The sequence below is a fragment of the Mesorhizobium sp. M3A.F.Ca.ET.080.04.2.1 genome, from assembly GCF_003952525.1.
GTDB lineage: Bacteria > Pseudomonadota > Alphaproteobacteria > Rhizobiales > Rhizobiaceae > Mesorhizobium.
In genome coordinates, this window is the sequence record NZ_CP034451.1 from 1,536,660 (window position 1) to 1,555,247 (window position 18,588).

General features: G+C 65.6%; 17 protein-coding genes. 10 read left to right on the forward strand and 7 right to left on the reverse strand.

Features of this window, described 5'->3' with window-relative positions:
• Nucleotides 1-9: 9 nt before the first annotated feature.
• From EJ074_RS07600 to EJ074_RS07630, 7 genes are all read left to right on the forward strand, one after another.
• On the forward strand, nt 10-693 hold the full coding sequence (locus EJ074_RS07600; protein WP_129552879.1) for a CvpA family protein: 684 nt from the start codon (nt 10-12) through the stop codon (nt 691-693).
• 110 nt (nt 694-803) lie between these two features.
• Nucleotides 804-2,285, forward strand: a complete 1,482-nt coding sequence (purF, locus tag EJ074_RS07605; RefSeq protein ID WP_095805781.1) for an amidophosphoribosyltransferase — start codon at nt 804-806, stop codon at nt 2,283-2,285.
• 215 nt (nt 2,286-2,500) lie between these two features.
• A complete protein-coding gene (locus tag EJ074_RS07610; RefSeq protein WP_095805780.1) occupies nt 2,501-3,253 on the forward strand; it encodes an SDR family NAD(P)-dependent oxidoreductase in 753 nt (250 codons plus the stop codon).
• Between the two features lie 76 nt (nt 3,254-3,329).
• Nucleotides 3,330-3,965 (forward strand): hypothetical protein, encoded by a 636-nt coding sequence (locus EJ074_RS07615; RefSeq protein ID WP_095805779.1) that lies wholly within the window; start codon nt 3,330-3,332, stop codon nt 3,963-3,965.
• 135 nt (nt 3,966-4,100) lie between these two features.
• Entirely contained in the window at nt 4,101-4,325 is a 225-nt protein-coding gene (locus tag EJ074_RS07620) for a hypothetical protein (protein ID WP_040984608.1), read from the forward strand.
• A 288-nt stretch (nt 4,326-4,613) separates the two neighbouring features.
• Complete coding sequence (locus EJ074_RS07625; RefSeq protein WP_129552880.1) at nt 4,614-6,116, forward strand: peptidase S10; 1,503 nt, start codon at nt 4,614-4,616, stop codon at nt 6,114-6,116.
• A gap of 151 nt (nt 6,117-6,267) precedes the next feature.
• A complete protein-coding gene (locus tag EJ074_RS07630; protein ID WP_129552881.1) occupies nt 6,268-7,182 on the forward strand; it encodes a DMT family transporter in 915 nt (304 codons plus the stop codon).
• Nucleotides 7,183-7,458: 276 nt separating this feature from the next.
• On the opposite strand, the gene EJ074_RS07635 is transcribed toward EJ074_RS07630, so the two are convergent.
• A complete protein-coding gene (locus EJ074_RS07635) occupies nt 7,459-8,196 on the reverse strand; it encodes an SDR family oxidoreductase (protein WP_129552882.1) in 738 nt (245 codons plus the stop codon).
• 73 nt (nt 8,197-8,269) lie between these two features.
• Here EJ074_RS07635 and EJ074_RS07640 point away from each other — a divergent pair, with 73 nt between their 5' ends.
• Together EJ074_RS07640 and EJ074_RS07645 are read left to right on the forward strand one after the other, a co-directional pair.
• Entirely contained in the window at nt 8,270-9,190 is a 921-nt protein-coding gene (locus EJ074_RS07640) for an AraC family transcriptional regulator (protein WP_207210073.1), read from the forward strand.
• 178 nt (nt 9,191-9,368) lie between these two features.
• Nucleotides 9,369-11,591 carry an AMP-binding protein gene (locus EJ074_RS07645; RefSeq protein WP_129552884.1) on the forward strand — a complete coding sequence of 741 codons (2,223 nt, stop codon included), beginning with the start codon at nt 9,369-9,371 and terminating at the stop codon, nt 11,589-11,591.
• Between the two features lie 165 nt (nt 11,592-11,756).
• Here the strand turns inward: EJ074_RS07645 and pssA are convergent, their stop codons facing one another.
• The 6 genes from pssA to EJ074_RS07675 all read right to left on the reverse strand — a co-directional run bounded on the left by pssA (nt 11,757) and on the right by EJ074_RS07675 (nt 17,794).
• A complete protein-coding gene (pssA, locus tag EJ074_RS07650; protein WP_245420334.1) occupies nt 11,757-12,500 on the reverse strand; it encodes a CDP-diacylglycerol--serine O-phosphatidyltransferase in 744 nt (247 codons plus the stop codon).
• Nucleotides 12,501-12,575: 75 nt separating this feature from the next.
• Nucleotides 12,576-13,313, reverse strand: a complete 738-nt coding sequence (locus EJ074_RS07655; RefSeq protein ID WP_281033671.1) for a phosphatidylserine decarboxylase — start codon at nt 13,311-13,313, stop codon at nt 12,576-12,578.
• A gap of 60 nt (nt 13,314-13,373) precedes the next feature.
• Nucleotides 13,374-13,715: an antibiotic biosynthesis monooxygenase gene (locus EJ074_RS07660; protein WP_129552886.1), complete on the reverse strand. Its 342-nt coding sequence runs from the start codon at nt 13,713-13,715 to the stop codon at nt 13,374-13,376.
• A gap of 310 nt (nt 13,716-14,025) precedes the next feature.
• Nucleotides 14,026-15,909, reverse strand: a complete 1,884-nt coding sequence (locus EJ074_RS07665; protein ID WP_129552887.1) for an ABC transporter ATP-binding protein/permease — start codon at nt 15,907-15,909, stop codon at nt 14,026-14,028.
• Nucleotides 15,910-15,934: 25 nt separating this feature from the next.
• Nucleotides 15,935-16,255: a metalloregulator ArsR/SmtB family transcription factor gene (locus EJ074_RS07670; protein WP_129552888.1), complete on the reverse strand. Its 321-nt coding sequence runs from the start codon at nt 16,253-16,255 to the stop codon at nt 15,935-15,937.
• Between the two features lie 60 nt (nt 16,256-16,315).
• Nucleotides 16,316-17,794: a LysM peptidoglycan-binding domain-containing protein gene (locus EJ074_RS07675; RefSeq protein WP_129552889.1), complete on the reverse strand. Its 1,479-nt coding sequence runs from the start codon at nt 17,792-17,794 to the stop codon at nt 16,316-16,318.
• Between the two features lie 117 nt (nt 17,795-17,911).
• Here EJ074_RS07675 and EJ074_RS07680 point away from each other — a divergent pair, with 117 nt between their 5' ends.
• Nucleotides 17,912-18,523, forward strand: coding sequence for a TIGR00730 family Rossman fold protein (locus tag EJ074_RS07680; RefSeq protein ID WP_095805767.1), 612 nt, complete (start codon nt 17,912-17,914; stop codon nt 18,521-18,523).
• Nucleotides 18,524-18,588 lie beyond the last annotated feature (65 nt).

Here is an 18,588-nt window from a genome sequence, read left to right on the forward strand (position 1 = left end):
GCGAAGGATATGCCGATTACGCTGCTTGACGGAATTCTCGTCGGCTTCACCCTGGTCTCGGCGATGCTTGCCATGGTGCGCGGATTTTCCCGCGAAGTGCTTTCGGTCATCTCGTGGGCGGCGGCGGCGGTAGCGGCCTTCCTGTTCTACAAGCCGGTGCTGCCATACGTTCAGCCCTATGTCGACAACGACAAGGTCGCCATGGCGGCGGCGGCCGGCATCGTCTTCATCATCGCGCTGATCGTCGTCTCGGTGATCACCATGAAGATCGCCGACTGGATCATCGATTCGCGCATCGGCGCGCTCGACCGCACGCTCGGCTTCCTCTATGGCGCCGCGCGCGGCATTCTGGTGGTCGCCGTGGCGCTTTTGTTCTTCAACTGGCTGGCCGGCGCCAAGGCGCCCGCCTGGGTCGCCAACGCGAAGTCGCGTCCGCTTCTGGAGACCATCGGCGCCAAGCTCGAGAGCGTGCTGCCCGAGAACACGGAAGAGCTGGTCAACAAGTATACGCACAAGGGCACGGCCACCACCGAAGCGCCGGCGACGACCGACCAGCCGGCTGCCGAGCCGCCTGCCGCCGGCGACGACACTAATGCGCCGGCGCCAGACGACAGTGAAGGCGAGGCCCCGGCCGACAACGAACCGGCGGCCCCGGCCAATCCGGCTCCCGCCAGTCCGGCGCCGGCAAACTGAAAGCCTGCCGGCAAAGCGGCCGGCATCATGTTGATGAAGGCCCAACGGGGCGCGTTGCGTTCGGCGCCCAATCGCCTTATATGGCGGTTTTAGCGGAGCTTGAGCCCCCAATGGCAGACTCGAAGGCAGACGCAGGCGACGTGCTTTCGGCCGAGGCCGATGACCATTTCCACGACGAGTGCGGCGTGTTCGGCATTTTCGGCCGGCAGGATGCCGCGGCCATCGTCACGCTGGGGCTGCACGCCCTGCAGCATCGCGGCCAGGAAGCGGCCGGCATCGTCTCCTACGACGGCAGCCAGTTCCACGTCGAGCGCCATGTCGGCCTGATCGGCGACACCTTCACCAAGCAGAACGTCATCGACCGCTTGCAAGGCAACCGTGCCATCGGCCATACGCGCTATGCCACCACCGGCGGCGCCGGCCTGCGCAACATCCAACCCTTCTTCGCCGAGCTTGCGGAAGGCGGCCTGGCGGTAGCGCACAACGGCAACCTCACCAATGCGCTCACCGTGCAGCGCGTGCTGCAGAAGCAGGGCTCGATCTTTTCCTCGACCTCCGACACCGAGACGCTGCTGCATCTGGTCGCCACCAGCAAAGAGCGCGACCTCAACTCGCGCTTCATCGACGCGGTGCGCCAGGTCGAAGGCGCCTTCTCCCTGGTGGCTCTGACGGCCAAGAAGATGATCGGCTGCCGCGATCCGCTCGGCATCAGGCCCCTGGTTCTGGGCGATCTCGACGGCGCCTGGATCCTGGCTTCCGAGACCTGCGCGCTCGATATCATCGGCGCCCGCTTCGTGCGCGACATCAAGCCGGGCGAGATGGTGGTGATCACCTCGAAAGGCATTGAAAGCGTATTTCCGTTCGAGCCGCAGAAGACCCGCTTCTGCATCTTCGAATATGTCTATTTCGCGCGGCCGGATTCCTCGGTCGAGGGCCGCAATGTGTATGACGTGCGCAAGCGCATCGGGGCGGAGCTGGCGCAGGAAAACCCGGTCGAGGCCGATATCGTCGTGCCGGTGCCGGATTCGGGCACGCCGGCGGCCATCGGCTTTTCCCAGGCTGCCGGCATTCCCTTCGAGCTCGGCATCATCCGCAACCACTATGTCGGCCGCACCTTCATCCAGCCGGGCGATTCCATTCGCCACATGGGCGTCAAACTCAAGCACAACGCCAACCGCCGCATGATCGAGGGCAAGCGCGTGGTGCTGGTCGACGATTCAATCGTGCGCGGCACCACCAGCCAGAAGATCGTGCAGATGGTGCGCGATGCCGGCGCCCGGGAAGTGCACATGCGCATCGCTTCGCCGCCGACCCGCGCGTCGTGCTTCTACGGTGTCGACACGCCGGAGAAATCGAAGCTCCTGGCGTCGCGCATGTCGGTGGAGGAGATGGCCGAGTTCATCCGCGTCGATTCGCTCGGCTTCCTGTCCATCGACGGGCTCTATCGCGCCGTCGGCGAAGCGCGGCGCGACGACGACCAGCCGCAGTTCTGCGACGCCTGCTTCACCGGCCAGTACCCGACCCGCCTGCTCGACTTCGAAGGCCACGACAATGTGCGCACGCTGTCGCTGCTGGCGAGCAGCGGGTCGTAGTCCGGGTCACCATTGTATTCGCCAGGCTACCCCCCTCTGTCCTGCCGGACATCTCCCCCTCAAGGGGGGAGATCAGCTGTCGCCACCAATTTCGCTGCTCTCCAAGGCCGCAGAATAAGAGCCGGCGCCGGTGAAATCCAATCTCCCTCCTTGAGTGGGAGATGCCCGGCAGGGCAGAGAGGGGTGCTTCACGCCGATCCCATGGAATCTTCCGCATGACCCTCGACCTTTCCGGCCGCGTGGCCCTCGTCACCGGCGCTTCGCGCGGCATCGGCTATTTCATCGCCAAGGAACTGGCTTTGGCCGGCGCGCATGTGATCGCGGTGGCCCGCACCGTCGGCGGGCTGGAGGAACTCGACGACCAGATCAAGGCCGATGGTCGTGGGCAGGCGACGCTGGTGCCCCTGGATCTGACCGACATGGCCGGCATCGACCGGCTCGGCGGCGCGATCCATGAACGCTGGGGCAAGCTCGATATACTGGTCGCAAATGCCGCCATCCTCGGCGTGATCACGCCGATCGGCCATGTGGAGGCCAAGACTTTCGAGAAGGTGATGACCATCAACGTGACTTCGACCTGGCGCCTGATCCGCTCGGTCGATCCGCTGCTTCGCCTTTCCGATGCCGGCCGCGCCATCATCATGTCCTCCAGTGTCGCCCATTCGGCCCGGCCTTTCTGGGCGCCCTACGCGGCTTCCAAGGCGGCGGTGGAGGCGATGATGCGCTCCTGGGCGCAAGAGACCGAGAGCCTGCCGCTGCGGGTCAATGCCGCGGATCCCGGCAGCACCCGCACCGCGATGCGCGCGCAGGCAATGCCCGGCGAGGATCCGGAAACGCTGCCTCATCCTGCGGAAAGCGCCAAACGCATCGTGCCGCTAGCAAGTCCAGAGTTGAAGGAAACCGGGCTGATCTTCCAGGCCAAGCATAACCGCTTCGTCGCCTACCGGCTGCCGGAGCCGCTGCAATAAACTCGCGCCCGGCGCGGATTAAACAGGCCACCGGTTGCGTTCTTCGAATGTAGGACATTCGAAACCGGAGGCCGACATGCGCAGATTTCTTCTCGTCGCCGCCAGCGTCGCCGCTCTCGCCGCCACGGCGGGCGTCGCGCTCTCGCAAGATGCCAAGATGAGCTTCTTCGTCACCAGCGTCGGCTCCGGCAAGGGCGCCGACCTTGGCGGGCTGAAGGGTGCCGACGCGCATTGCGCCTCGCTGGCGGAAGCCGCCGGCGTCACCGGCAAGACCTGGCACGCCTATCTTTCGACCAGCGCCGAAGACGCCCGCGACCGCATCGGCAAGGGCCCCTGGCTCAACGCCAAGGGCGAGAAGATCGCCGACGACGTCGCCTCGCTGCACGGCGACGCGAACGGCATCACCAAGCAGACGGCGCTCGACGAGAAAGGCGAGGTGGTGAATGGACGCGGCGACGAGCCGAACCGCCACGACATCCTGACCGGTTCGAAGCCCGACGGCACAAAGATTGCCGACCAGACCTGCGGCGACTGGACGATGAGCGGCGCCGAGGGTGCGGCGATGATGGGCCACCACGACCGCATGGGCCTCGACGATTCGGCCGCCGCCAAATCGTGGAACTCCTCGCATGCCTCGCGCGGCGGCTGCAGCCAGGAGGCGCTCAAGGGCACAGGCGGCGACGGCCTGTTCTACTGCTTCGCCGTCGAGTGATAGCTTTACGCGGCGTTCGGTTCACGGGTCTGTGATCGCGCGGCGGAGCATCGCTCCGCCGCGCGTGCTTTCGCCAGGAGCGGCGAGTTGCTAGGATCGCTCCGACTCCGACATCCAGCAAAGCGAGGAATTCCCATGGCTGCCACTCCCAGCGTAGCGTTGGTCTGGTATCTGGTGATCGCCGGCCCGCAAGGCGGCATGGTGGTGCTGCCCAGCACCTTCGACACCCGCGAACAGTGCACCAATGCCATCACCGAATATCAGAAGCAGCCGACGCCGCAGGGCTGGGCCGTGCAGTGCGTGCCGAGCGCCTCGCCCTTCACCGATGAAGGGGATGCCGAAGAGCCCTCTGCGCAGTAGCGACGTCCGGCGCGTCGCTTCACGCTGGCGGGACAGCGCCCCCCTTTGTCCTGCCGGACATTTCCCCCCTTGAGGCCACTTGGGGAGATCAGTTGTCATGCCCGTCTTCGCCAAACTCAAATGTCGCAAGAGTGAGCGAGGCGCGAAAGTTGCCAATCTCCCTCCTTGTGGGGAACGATTTCCGGCAGGACAGAGGGAGCGCGGCGGACGCGACACTTATCGTTCCTCTCACCCTTTGACATCAGCCGCCTCGGCCATACCTTTGCGGGAGACGCTCCCGGAGGCATCATGCGGTCCACGCTGAAACTCGTCCCCCTCGTCCTGCTGACCCTCGCCGCCTTGGCGCATCCGGCCGTTGCCGAAACACCGGAACGGCCCGCTCCCACCGGCGGCGTGCTTTCGCTGCTGCCGTCGCCGCAGGTCACCAGCCATTCGATCACGCTTGCCGGGCGCAAGCTCGACTATCAGGCCAAGGCCGGCACGCTGTCGCTGCTGTCCGGCAAAGGCGAGGTCACGGCCGAGATATTCTACGTCGCCTATAGCCAGCAAGCACCCGCGCCGGCCAAACAGCGGCCTGTCACCTTCGTCTTCAACGGCGGGCCCGGGGCGGCGTCGGCTTATCTGCATCTCGGGGCGCTCGGTCCGCGCGTCATCGCGACCGCGGCCGACGGCGAATTCCTGCCACCGCCGCAAAAGCTCGTCGACAATCCGGACAGCTGGCTCGACATGACCGATCTCGTCTTCGTCGATCCGGTCGGCACCGGCTACAGCCGCGAGGCGCCCGGCCATGACGCCAAGGAGTTCTGGGGCGTCGACCAGGACGCCAAGTCGGTCGGCGCCTTCATCCGGCTCTATCTGGCGCAGAACGGCCGCACAGCTTCACCGCTGTTCCTCGCCGGCGAGAGCTATGGCGGCTTCCGCGCCGCGCTGCTCGCCCGGACGCTGCAGGAAGATGTCGGCCTGAGCCCCAGCGGCATCGTGCTGATCTCGCCGGCGCTGGAGTTCATGCTGGTTCGACCGGACCAGTTCGACCAATTGCACTGGGCGCTGGAGCTGCCGGCGCTGGCGGCGGCGCGGCTCGGAGCCGACGGGATCGGCGGCGAGGCGCTGCGCAGCAGGCTGGCCGAGGTCGAGCATTACGCGCTTGGCGACTATCTGACGGCGCTTACCAGCGGGCTGGAGCAAGGCGGAAAGCTGGCCAGCGGTCGCGTGGCGGAGATCACCGGCCTGCCCCTCGACCTCGTGCGGCGGAACTTCGCGCGCATCCCGACCGGCCTCTTCGCCAAGGAGTTCTCGCGCGCCAACGGCAAAGTGCTCAGTCCCTACGACGCCATGATCGGCACTGCCGACATCGCGCCGCAAAGCGCGCAGGCCGGCGGTCCCGATCCGGTGCTCGACGGCAGCATTCCGGCGCTGACCTCTGCCTTCGTCGCCTATGCGCGTGATGAACTGAACTTCCACACCGATATGAGCTATCGCCTGCTCAATGGCGAGGTCAGCCACGGCTGGGATTATGGCAGTTCGGAGCAAGGCTATGCCGGCGTGATGAACGACCTGCAACGGGCGCGCTCGCTCAATCCTTCGCTCGGCGTCGTCATCGTCAACGGCTACACCGACCTCGTCACCCCCTATCTCGCCTCACGCTACCTGGTGAACCAGATCCCAACGCTCGCCGGCGCCAAGCCGATCCGCCTCGACGTCGTCGAGGGCGGGCACATGATGTATTTCAGGCCGGACGGCAGGCGCGCGCTGAAGGAGGCGGCCTCGGAGCTCTACCAGGCGACGCAGTAGGCGCTTTCGCTCTGGCCCACCCCCTGCCCCAACGCAACCGCTGCGCTGGAGCAGCGAGCGGCAAGAATTCGCCCCTATAGCAAGGGCATTGCGCAAGTGGTGAAGCGCTCATGACACAAGGCTGTCAGCAGCAACGAATTAGTCTGGCACCATGACGGACACAATCGACTCGCCGGAAGTCGCAGGCAGCGTCGCCAACCCGGCGGCCGAGCGCACGCTGGGCATCGCGCTGGTTTCGGCTTCTGCGGTCGCCTTCGCGCTGACCGGCGTGCTGACGAAATCGATCCATGCCGATCCGCTGACCATCACCTGCTGGCGCGGTTTCTTCGGCTCGATCCTGATCTCCTTCTATGTGCTGTGGCGGCGGCGACGGTCGGGCGGACGCGAGAGTCTCAGGCTCGGCTGGCGCGGCTGGCTGCTCGCGATCGTAGGCGCGGCGGCCAGCATCGCCTTCATCGCCGCCTTCAAATTCACCTATGTCGCCAACGTCGCGGTCATCTACGCAACCTCGCCCTTCATTGCAGCGCTGCTAGCCTTCCTGCTAGTGCGGGAGAAATTCCGGCTGCAGACGATGCTGGCGGCGGCGGTATCGCTTTGCGGCGTCGCGATCATGGTCGGCTCGGGCATGGGCAGCGGCCATCTGTTCGGAGACGGGCTGGCGCTTCTGATGACCGCCGGCAGCGCGCTCTACATGATCATGGTGCGCGCCTTCCGCGACTCGCCCGTGGTCTGGGCCGGCGCCGTGTCGGCGTTCCTGCTGTTCGTGCTTGGCTGGTTCGTCACCGATCCGCTGGCCGTATCCACCCGCGACGTGGTGCTGCTCGCCACCTTCGGCTGTTCCTTCGCTTTGGCCTCGATCCTGTGGACGGAGGGCTCACGATTGATCCCCGCGGCCGAATCCGGCCTGCTCGGTTCGGCCGAGGTGCCATTCGCCATCCTCTTTGCCCTGTTGTTCCTCGGCGAAGTTCCGCCTGCAGCCAGCATCGTCGGCGGCGCGATCGTGCTTTGCGCGGTGTTCGCTCACGCCGGGCGTGATTGGCTCAAGGCCAAATCGGTGCGCGCATAAATTTTTTTGCGGTCGCGGAACCAATATTCGGCTGGAGCATTGTTAGATCGACGGGTCACCCCCCAAGTCCCCCCCAAACCCCTCGACCCGTCCGACTAGAAGCCGACCCGCAAAAAGGTCGGCTTTTTCTTTTGGGGAATTTCCATTCACGACGGTATTGCCAGGCCGCTGCCGAGAAGCTCCGCCAGATCGGCATAAAGGCCGTAAGCCGGATTGTGCCGCCTGCTGAAGGCGGGCGGACACGTTTGGGCATCAAGCCAATAGGCTCATTTTACGTCAATCCTGCGCCGTCGGGCGCACCACGATGCTGCCGATCTCGACGTCGCCGGGTTGTTCGATTGCGAATGCGATCGCCCGTGCGATCGCCTCCGGCGAAATGGCAAGCTCTTGCTTGCGCTTTTGGATCGCCGCTTTGATGTCCGCATTGCCAATGGTGTCATCCGCGAAGGTCGTGTCGATAAAACCCGGAGATACTTCCGTCACGCGCAGGTGTGGACCGGATTCCTGCCGTAGCGCTTCGGTAGCTGTCCGCAGCGCGTTCTTGGTCGCAGCGTAGACGCCCATTGTCGGCATGATCTTGATGCCAGCCGTCGAGATGACGTTGATGACGTGGCCGCTGTCCTGGCGGCTGAACACGGGCAGCGCCGCAGCGATGCCGTAAAGCGCGCCCTTCAGGTTCACGTCGATCATGGCGTCCCAGGCATCGACCTCCAGAGCATCGAAGCGCGAGAGCGGCCCGATACCTGCATTGTTGACGATTACGTCAAGCCGCCCGAACCGCTTGCAGGCGAAGCCGACCAGCGCGTCCAGATCATCGCGCTTCGTCACGTCGGTTGCCCGGTAGATAGCTTCGCCGCCCGCCGCTTCGATCTCGCCCGCGACAGCAGCGATCTCCGCCTCGCTTCGCGCACCGAGCGCGAGACGCGCGCCGCGCGCAGCAAGATGAATAGCGGTCGCTCGGCCGATGCCGCGCCCTGCTCCGGTGATGGCTACGATCTTGTTCGCTATGGTCATGACAAAGGCTCCGTTTTCTGAGTGCAAAGCCAGCCTATGCGTTGCGGGTCGGATGATCTATGCTCAAACGGCCATGCTTTTATCGCGATCCGCCGAAACTACATCCGATCCACTCTCCGAGGTTCTTGCGGCGCTCGGTGCGCTGAGCGTTCGTGGGACTGGCCTCAAAGCGGCAGGAGACTGGGCGCTCGCCTTCGACGGACGAGCGCGGCTGAAGTTCGTCGCGATCACACGTGGCCGATGCTGGCTTCTGCTTCCGGATCATCCGCCGGAAGCACTCGTGGAAGGCGATGTCGTTCTCATCAGCAACACGCGCTACACGGTGGCCAGCAATCCGGCGGTCGAACCGATCGACGGTATGCCGCTCTACGCTTCACCGGGACAGGACATGGTGTGCCTCGGCGCGGGTGACGAGACGGCCATGATCGGCGGCGGAAGCGGCTTTGCGGCCGGCGCCGCCTCATTCGTACTGGACGCGCTCCCCACGTTCGTGCGTGTTGACCGGGCCTCGCCCACCGCCGAGGCTGTCGAAAGGACGCTGGAATTTCTGAGGACGGAGGTCAGCAGCGCGGAACTAGGCGGTTCGCTCGTCGCCGAGCGGTTGGCGGAAATCCTCGTCGTCGCGGCGGTCCGCGCTTTCGTGGCTACGAGTCCTGCAACCAGTGTCGGCTGGATTACCGCGCTGGCGGATCCACGGATCGGCAAGGCACTTAGACTGTTGCACGGCGATGTCGCGCGTCGTTGGACGGTGCCGATGCTGGCATCGGAGGTGGGCATGTCACGCTCGGCCTTCACGCAGCGCTTCGCCGACCGTGTCGGCCGCCCACCGCTCGGCTACCTTACCCACTGGCGCATGGTTCTGGCAAAGCGAAAGCTTAGCGCTGGCCACACCGTCGCGGCGGTTGCCGCTGCGGTCGGCTACGAATCGCAGAGCGCCTTTTCTCATGCCTTCAAGCGAGCCTTTGGCCGTACACCGCGGGGTGATGGCCGATGATACTCTTTCCAGCGGTCGTTCCTTACCGCGCCTTGAACAGCGACAGCTTTTCATCGCTGCATCATATGGCGATCGAAGCACTGCATCCGCCCGCATTGACGCCGGCCCCACTTACGTTACCCTCTGCGCCGAAGCGGCCATCAAGAGCCGCGCCTGGAGGACGCTGGGAGAGAGCGGCATGATGCTGACTTTGGCGCTGCTTGCGGGCCTTGTCTTTGCCTGGCTGCTGATCGGCGTGATCGAGAGGTTCCGCCTCGACCTGCGCCTTACCCAGGCGCTGCTCTATGTGCCGTTCAAGCTCGCCTACCGGATCGCGGACGAGCGCATCCGCATCGCCCGCAACGCGCAGACGCCGGTCATCTACGTGGTCACGCATCAGTCGCGCATCGAGCCGGCGCTGATGCTGTCGCTGCTGCCCGACGACACGCTGCACATACTCGACGAAGCCTCCGCCCGCTCCCCCTGGCTGGAGCCGTGGCGCGAGCTTGGCCGCACCATCGCCTTCAACGCCGAGCATGTCTTCGTCAGCCGCCGGCTGGTACGCGTGCTGAAGGGCAAGGGGCGGCTCGCGGTCTACCTGCCCGAAGCCGTCGAGCCCGACGTCAAGTCGTTCCGGCTGTTTCGCGCCATCACTCGCATTGCGATGCAGGCTGACGCCCGCATCGTGCCGATCTTCGTCGCCGGCGCACGCGACCTGCCGATGTCGCTTAGGCCGGCCGAAAGCGCGCCGCGGCACTGGTTCCCACGCCTGTCGCTGAGTGTGCTGGAGCCGATGACGATTGCCGAGCTGGTGGCGCGCAACCCCGACCAGGCCTCCAACACCAACGCGCTGTTCGACCGCATCGCCGAAGCGCGGCTCTATGGCACCAACCTTGATCGCGGCCTGTTTCTCGCCATGCGCGACGCGGCCGACCGCGTCGGCGCCTCGCATCCGATCGTAGAGGACGTCATTTCAGGTGCGCTGAGCTACCGCAAGCTGTTCATCGGCGCCCGCGTGCTTGGTCGCCGCTTCGAGGGCGTGACGGCGCCGGGCGAGGCGGTAGGGCTGCTGCTGCCCAACGCCAATGGCGTGGTGCTTTCCTTCGTTGGCCTGGTCTCGGCGGGACGCGTGGCGGCCATGATCAACTATACGGCCGGCCCGGCGAGCGTCACCGCAGCGGTCCGTACCGCCGTCATCCGCACTGTGGTGTCGTCGCGCGCCTTCATCGAGAAGGCGGGAATCGGCGACGTCGTCGCCGCAGTCGAGGCGGGCGGCGCAAAGATGCTGTGGCTGGAGGATTTGCGCGACAGCGTGACGACGCTCGACAAGGTGGCCGCCGCGCTTTTCTGGCGCTTCCCGCTGCAGCGGCAGGAGGCGGGAAAGCCGGCGGTGATCCTGTTCACCTCCGGCTCGGAAGGCACACCCAAGGCGGTCGTGCTGTCGCACCGCAGCCTGCATGCCAACGCCATGCAGGCGGAGGCGCGCATCACCATCTCGCCGGCCGACATCCTGCTCAACGTGCTGCCGGTGTTCCATTCCTTCGGCCTGACCGGCGGCACCATCCTGCCTTTGGTCACCGGGGTGAAGCTGTTCCTCTATCCTTCGCCGCTGCACTACAAGATCATCCCGGAGATCGCCCGCAAGGTGAAGCCGACGATCATGTTCGGCACCGACACCTTCCTCGCCAACTATGCCCGCACCGCCAAGGACGGCGATTTCTCCAGCCTGCGCTTCGTGGTGGCCGGCGCCGAGGCGGTGAAGCCGGAGACGCGGCACGTCTACCGCGACCGATTCCAGGCCTTGATCATCGAAGGTTTTGGGCTGACCGAGGCGGCACCCGTCGTGGCCGTGAACACCGCCATCCATGGCCGCGACGGCACGGTTGGGCGGCTGCTGCCGGCGATCCGCATGAAGCTGGAGCCGGTCGAGGGCATCAGCGATGCCGGCCGGCTATGGCTCGACGGCCCGAACATGATGATGGGCTACATGACCGCCGACCGTCCCGGCGAATTGCAGCCGCTCGAGGGCTGGCACGACACCGGCGACATCGTGTCGGTCGACCGCGACGGCTTTATCACCATTCGCGGACGGGCAAAACGCTTCGCCAAGATCGCCGGCGAGATGGTGTCGCTGGGCGCCGTCGAGATGCTGGTGCAGTCGCTATGGCCGGAAGAGCGCCATGCCGCGGTGGCGGTGCCCGACAAGCGGCGCGGCGAACGCATCGTGCTGGTCACCACCGCGGGCGACGCCAGCGCCGACGAGCTTCGCCAGTTCGGCAAGAAGGCGGGCGCGGCCGAACTGATGGTGCCCAACGACATCGTCAAGGTGGAGGAGATCCCGGTGCTGGGCTCGGGCAAGACCGACTATGTCTCGGCCCGCAAGCTGGCGATCGACCGCCTGGGGCTGAGCGCTGCGGCGTGATCTCCCCCCTTGAGGGGGAGATGGCCGCGAAAGCGGCCAGAGGGGATCGGTCCGACTGGGCTCGACCTCTTACCGCAGGCGAAGGAGGTTGGCGCTTCACGCGCGGCGACCCCCTCTGTCGCCTTCGGCGACATCTCCCCCTCGAGGAGGGAGATTGGGCGACCCCTACCCAATATCCGAAGGCGGCACCTTCTCGCCCTCCAGCCTCGCCCGTTTCGAATAGGCGCGGACCGAGAACGGCAGGAAGAGGAGATAGCCGGCGACCGAGGCCGTCAGCGTATACCAGGGATAGGCCATCAAAAGCAGGATGTAGAGAACGACCGCGAGGATCACCAGCAGCACCTTGTCGCCCGGCACCTTGACGGTCTTGCCCGAATAGACCGGCAACCGGCTGACCAGCAGGAAGGCGACGAGCACGGTGAAGCCGGTGGCGACGAAGGCGGCCGGCCGGCCGGGCTCGATCCCGAGCCGCAGGAACGACAGATAGAGCGGCAGCATGACCAGAACCGCGCCGGCCGGCGCCGGCACGCCGACGAAATACTCGGTCTGCCAGGCAGGCTGGTCGGTGTCTTCCGTCAGCACGTTGAAGCGGGCAAGCCGCATGCCGCAGGCGATGGTGAACAGGAGCGCGGCGATCCAGCCCGGCGAGCCGGCGCGGTCGAGCATGAAGGCGTAGAGCACCAGCGCCGGCGCCACGCCGAAATTGACGATGTCGGCCAGCGAATCCATCTGCGCGCCGAATTTCGAGGTCGCCTTCAGCATGCGCGCCAGCCGCCCGTCTATGCCGTCGAGAAAGGCGGCGAGCAGCACCATGACGACCGCCGGCTCGAAGCGGTTCTCGAAGGCGAAGCGGATGCCGGAGAGGCCGGCGCAGATGGCGAGCACGGTGACCAGATTGGGCAGCACCATGCGCATGGGGATCTCGCGGATACGCGGTCCGCCGCTGGCGTGCGCCTCGAATTTCTTGAAGGGCGCGCCCACCGCTCAGGAAATCCTGACCAGCGGGGTGACGGCCGAGGCGCCGAACTCCGCAAGCACCGTCTCGCCGCCGACCGCCGTTTGGCCGACGGCGACGCGCGGCACGGCGCTCGACGGCAGGAAGACGTCGACGCGCGAGCCGAAGCGGATCAGCCCGAAGCGCTCGCCGATGGCGATCGAGCCGCCCTGCTCGGCCCAGCAGACGATGCGGCGCGCCACCAGGCCGGCGATCTGGACGGTGGCAATCGTGCCGTTGGGGCTGTCGATGACCAAGCCGTTGCGTTCGTTCTCCGCGCTTGCCTTGTCGAGCTCGGCATTGAGGAATTTTCCCGGCCGATGCTCGATCCGCGTGATCTTGCCGCGCACCGGCGCGCGGTTGATGTGGCAGGAAAAGACATTCATGAACACCGAGATGCGGGTCATCTCGGCTGAACCCAAACCAAGCTCGCGCGGCGGCACGGCCGGGCCGACGGCCGAGACCACGCCATCGGCCGGGCTTACCACCAACCGGTCGTCGACCGGCGTGACGCGCTCGGGATCGCGGTAGAAATAGACGCACCAGGCGGTGAGGATGAGGCCGATCCAGAACAGGACCGAGGAGAAATAGCCGAGGAACAGCGTTGCCGCGGCGAAGGCGGCGATGAAGGGATAACCCTCGCGATGGATCGGAACGAACGTATTCTTGACCGAATCGAGAAGCGTCATCGAGTTCTGGGCGGTCCCTGTTTCAGGTCCGGCCTCAATAGCCGAAAGCCCCCCTCCCCGCAACGCAACAATGGAAGTGGAAGGAGGCCTCCGGCGTTCCTACAGCTCCGGCACCCGCTGATAGTTGGCGATGTCGGCCTTGACGCCGAGGCGGGCGATGGTTTCCTGGGGGCTGAACGCGACGCGCTCATGCGCCGCCTTGACGATCGGCACCACCTTGTCGATGGCCGCCTGGCTTTCCCATTCGACCATGGTGACGATGTTGAATTCGCCCGGGCCGGAGAACTGCTCGAGCAGGAAATCCTGTACGAAGCCCTCCTGCCGGCGCAGCAATTCATGGGTCATCCTGACTTTACCGAGGATCTCGTCGCGCGCTTCCGCCGGGACGACGAATTTGTCGACCCGGAAGACGCTGCCATTGTGGTGATTTTCATTGCTCATTTCGACCTGTCTCCGTTCTTGGAAGGTTGCTTGGCAGGAGGCTCGGAGACGGTTTGCAATCTCAAGGTAGGTTGAGGTCAAGGGGATTTTTGGCGCCGGTGATCGACGCTGCTGATCTCCCCCCTTGTGGGGCCTTGTGGAGGAGATGTCCGGCAGGACAGAGAGGGGCGCGAAGGAACGCGGCCTTTCTGATTTCACCTAAGACGAACCGCGAGCCTGCAGATATTTGCAGGTCTGCAAAGCGTTGACAGGTCAGCGGGACAGCGCCCCCCCTCTGCCCTGCCGGGCATCTCCCCCACGAGGGGGGAGATTAGCCAACCTCCGAAGTCCGGCGCCGCACGATCACCCCAAGCTCATCTGCCTCACGCGCAATGCGCAGGCGCTCCTCGGCCTCGGTCGCTTCGCGCTGGCGGTCCCACATCGAGGCATAGAGGCCCTTCTTGCGCAACAGCGCCGCATGGGTGCCGCGCTCGGCGATCTGGCCGTCCTTCAGCACGATGATCTCGTCGGCAGAGATCACCGTCGACAGCCGATGCGCGATCACGATGGTGGTGCGGCCCTTGCTGACGAGGTCGAGCGCGGCCTGGATCTCCTGCTCGGTCTGGGTGTCGAGCGCCGAGGTCGCCTCGTCGAGCATCAGGATCGGCGGCGCCTTGAGGATGGTGCGGGCGATCGCGACGCGCTGCTTCTCGCCGCCGGACAGTTTCAGCCCGCGCTCGCCGACCATGGCGCGGTAGCCATCGGGCAGCTTCTCGATGAACTGGCCTATCTGGGCAAGCTCGGCGGCCTGGCGCACCTCCTTCTCGCTGGCGCCGACGCGGCCGTAGCGAATGTTGTAGGCGATGGTGTCGTTGAACAGCACGGTGTCCTGCGGCACCATGCCGAGCACGGCGCGCAGGCTCTCCTGGGTGACGTCGCGGACATCCTGGCCGTCGATCAGCACCTGGCCAGCCTGGACATCGTAGAAGCGGAACAGCAGCCGCGAGATGGTCGACTTGCCGGCACCCGACGGGCCAACGATCGCCACCGTCTTGCCGGCCGGCACCTCGAAGGAGATGCCTTTCAGGATCTTGCGGTTCCGGTCGTAGGAGAAATGCACGTCGCGGAACTCGACCTTGCCGGGGCCGACGGCCAAAGGCTTGGCGTCGGGCTTGTCGACGATCTCCTGGGGAACGTCGAGCAGGTCGAACATATGCTCGATGTCGGTCAGCCCCTGCCGGATCTCGCGGTAGATGAAGCCGATGAAGTTGAGCGGCACGGAAAGCTGCATCAGCATGGCGTTGATGAAGACGAAATCGCCGACGCTCTGCGTGCCCGCCTGCACCTCCAGCGCCGACATGCACATGACGATGACGGTGCCCAGCCCGAAGATGACGCCCTGGCCGAAGTTCAGCCAGCCGAGCGAGGTCCAGGTCCTGGTGGCGGCGCTCTCGTAGCGGGCCATCGAGCGGTCGAAGCGCTCGGCCTCCATGCGCTCGTTGGTGAAATACTTGACCGTCTCGAAATTGAGCAGCGAGTCGATCGCCTTGGTGTTGGCGTCGGTGTCGCTGTCGTTCATGTCGCGGCGGATCGAGATGCGCCAGTCGCTGGCCTTGACCGTGAACCAGACATAAATCCAGACGGTGATTGCGACCACCGCCACATATTTCCAGCCATAGGTGAAGGCGAAGATGCCGGCCGTCAGCGCGAATTCGAGAATGGTCGGCGCCGTGTTCAGCATGACGAAGCGCACGATCGTCTCGATGCCCTTGGTGCCGCGCTCGATGATGCGCGACAGGCCGCCGGTGCGGCGCTCGAGATGGAAACGCAGCGACAACTGGTGCATGTGGACGAAGGTGCGGAAGGCGAGCTGGCGCACCGCATACTGGCCGACGCGGGCAAACAGCGCATCGCGCAACTGGTTGAAGCCGAGCTGCAGCAGCCTCAGCATATTGTAGGCGATGACCAGCATGACCGGCGCGAGCAGAAAGGCGGGCAGCGGCGGCGGCGTCTTCGCGGCGTGGGCGAGCGCGTCGGTCGCCCATTTGAAGAAATACGGGCCGGCGACCAGGGTCACCTTGGCAACGACCAAAAGTAGCGTCGCCCAGGTGACGCGGGCCCTCAGGTCGGCGCGCTCGGCCGGCCACATATAGGGCCACAGATTGCGCAGGGTCGTGAGGGTGCCGGATTCGGCGGAAACGGTCTTTTCGGCCACTTTTCTTGCCTTTTGGGTGAGAGGGTCAGCGGCTGGAGCAGCAGGCGTTGACGAGTTGGTCGAGCGCGGCGGACACACCGGCGAGCGCGGCATGATCGACCGCATAACGCGAGCGCTGGCGATCGGCCTCGAACCGGACGAGCCCGGCCTCGACCAGGATCTTCAGATGTTGCGAAACCGTCGACTGGGCGAGATCGAGATGATCGACCACCTCGCGGCAAGAGCAGCAGCGGCTGGCCGAAAGATGCTTCAGGATCTCAATGCGCGCCGGGTGCGCCAGCGCGGCAAAACGTAGAGCGATGGCACGGCTGTCGGGAGCGCGGCTTTCGGAAAGGGAGTCTGTCATCGTTCATCGTCGATAGACGATGAACGATGACAAGGCAAGCTGGGCGGATGGCTAGCTGATCTATTCGGCCTTCGCAGGCGGCGTGGTCATCTGGTCGCCCATGGCCTTCATGTCGGCCGGCTCGCCTTCTTTCGACTTGCCGGGCACCTTGAAGACCTGGCCGGGCCAGATGCGGTCGGGATTGCGGATCTGGTCCTGGTTGGCGAGATAGATGGTCGAGTAGCGCACGCCATGGCCGTAGACTCGCCGCGAGATGCGCCACAGCGTGTCGTTGCGGCGAATGATGACGGAGCCATCGGCATGTTCGAGCTTGGGCGCGACGGTTTCGGCCGCGCCGTCCGACGGCGCCGCTTCCGCGACTTTGGCCGCAGGTGCCTCACCCGTTGCAGGTGCTGCCGGTTTCGTCGCGGCCGGCTTGTTCTCGCCCGGGGCGACGGCGGCGACCGACTCGCCGGGCTCCCGTTCGAACGGCACGGCGGCGCGGGAGACGACCTTCACGCCGTCCTCGGCCAGGCCGTCGACATGGATGGTGTGGCTGCCAACCGGAATGTCGCGCGCCGCCTCGATGAGGAAGTGACCGTCAGGCGAGGTCTTGGCTTCGCCGAGGAGCAGTTCGTCGGCATAGGCGCGCACCTTGCGGCCAGGATCGGCCGTGCCGGCGACGAAGATCTTCTTGCCGTCGATCTCGACCGCCTCGACGACGATCTTGGGTTCGCCAGCGGCGGGTGCCGGCGTCGCGGGCGCAGCAGCCTGATCGGTAGTGGCCGGGGCGGTCGCCGGTACCGTCGTCATCGCGGATGAGCCGGCAGCCGGCGCCTGCGCCGCCGGAGCGGCGGCCTGATCGGTGGCGGCCGGTGCGGCGGCGTTGGCTTGCGGCCGCGGAACGGTGATCAGTTCCGACGGCTTGCCCGGCTCCTCGACCATGGCCAACACCTGGCCGGTAGGACTCTGCGGGACGGATACGACAGCGGTCTGCGCCGATTGGGTGGCGACACCGCCCGCCGTCGAACGCAGCGACAGCGTATAGTCGCCGGGCTTGAGCGGGTCGTCGAGCACGATGGCAAAGGCGCCGTCCGGACCGGCATCGGTCGAGCCGAGCACCTTGGGCGCGCTGAGGATCTCGACTTTCGAATTCGGCGCCGCATTGCCGGCAACGACGATTGAGCCATTGCCTTCGACGCGCACGACGTCGAAGGTCGGCGGCGTCGGGCCGGCGGCAGCGGGCGCTTGAGCGGCAGGTGCGGTGCCGGCTGGAGCCGTCCCGGCAGGGGCAGCCGGTGCCATCGCGTTGTTCTTGTTCGCCGGCGCCATCGTATTGCTGGCCGGCGCCATCGCGTCGGCTGGAGGCTGCGGCAGGCGTCCCTCGGTGGTCGTGCCGGCGGATCCGGCCGGTTTGGTTTCTCCTTGCGGGAGGGCGGCGATCTCCGCGGGTTTTTGCTTGATGTAGGAATCGAGCGCGCCCGAGCCATAGGCGACAGCCGCGACGACGGCAACGCCGCCCGCCGCGAACAAAAACGCCTTGGAAGGATTGATAGCCATATTCTTTTCTGCCCCCTTAGCCACCTAACGCCGGTCTAGCGTGTTTTCCTTGGTGCTACAAGAAAAAGCCCGTCATGGGCTTGACCGCGCCAACCGTCCCCATCACCAATCATCGACATGAACACGATTCGATCCGTCTGTGTCTATTGCGGTTCGTCTCCGGGCCGCGACACGGCCTATATCAAGGCCGGGCACCTGCTCGGCCGCTCGCTGGCGAAATCCGGCCTGCGCCTGATCTATGGCGGCGGCACCAAGGGCATCATGGGCGCTGTCGCCGAAGGGGCGCTCAAGGCCGGCGGCAAGGTGACCGGCATCATCCCGCGCTTCCTGATCAACCGGGAGGCGACGGAGACCGCCCTCGACAAGCTCGACGAGCTGCTGATCACCGACAATATGCACGAGCGCAAGCACAGGATGTTCGAAAAATCCGACGCCTTTGTGGCGCTGCCCGGCGGCATCGGCACGGTCGAGGAGATCGTCGAGATCATGACCTGGGCGCAGCTCGGCCATCACCGCAAGCCGATCGTGTTCGCCAACATCAAGGGCTTCTGGGATCCGATGCTGTCGCTCATCGAGCACATGGCGGAGGAGGGCTTCATCCACACGGCGCACCGGGTGAAGCCGCTGGTGGTCAGCGACCCCGAAGCCATCGTCGCCGCCATCATGGTGGCAGGGTCGTCGGTAGATGCACCGACGGAAGGCGTGCAATCGGTGATAGACAAGATGTAGGTTTAGGGGAGTAAGGGAGTAGGGGAATAAGGAATATGCAGTGCCCGGCAGCCGATGAGGCGCCT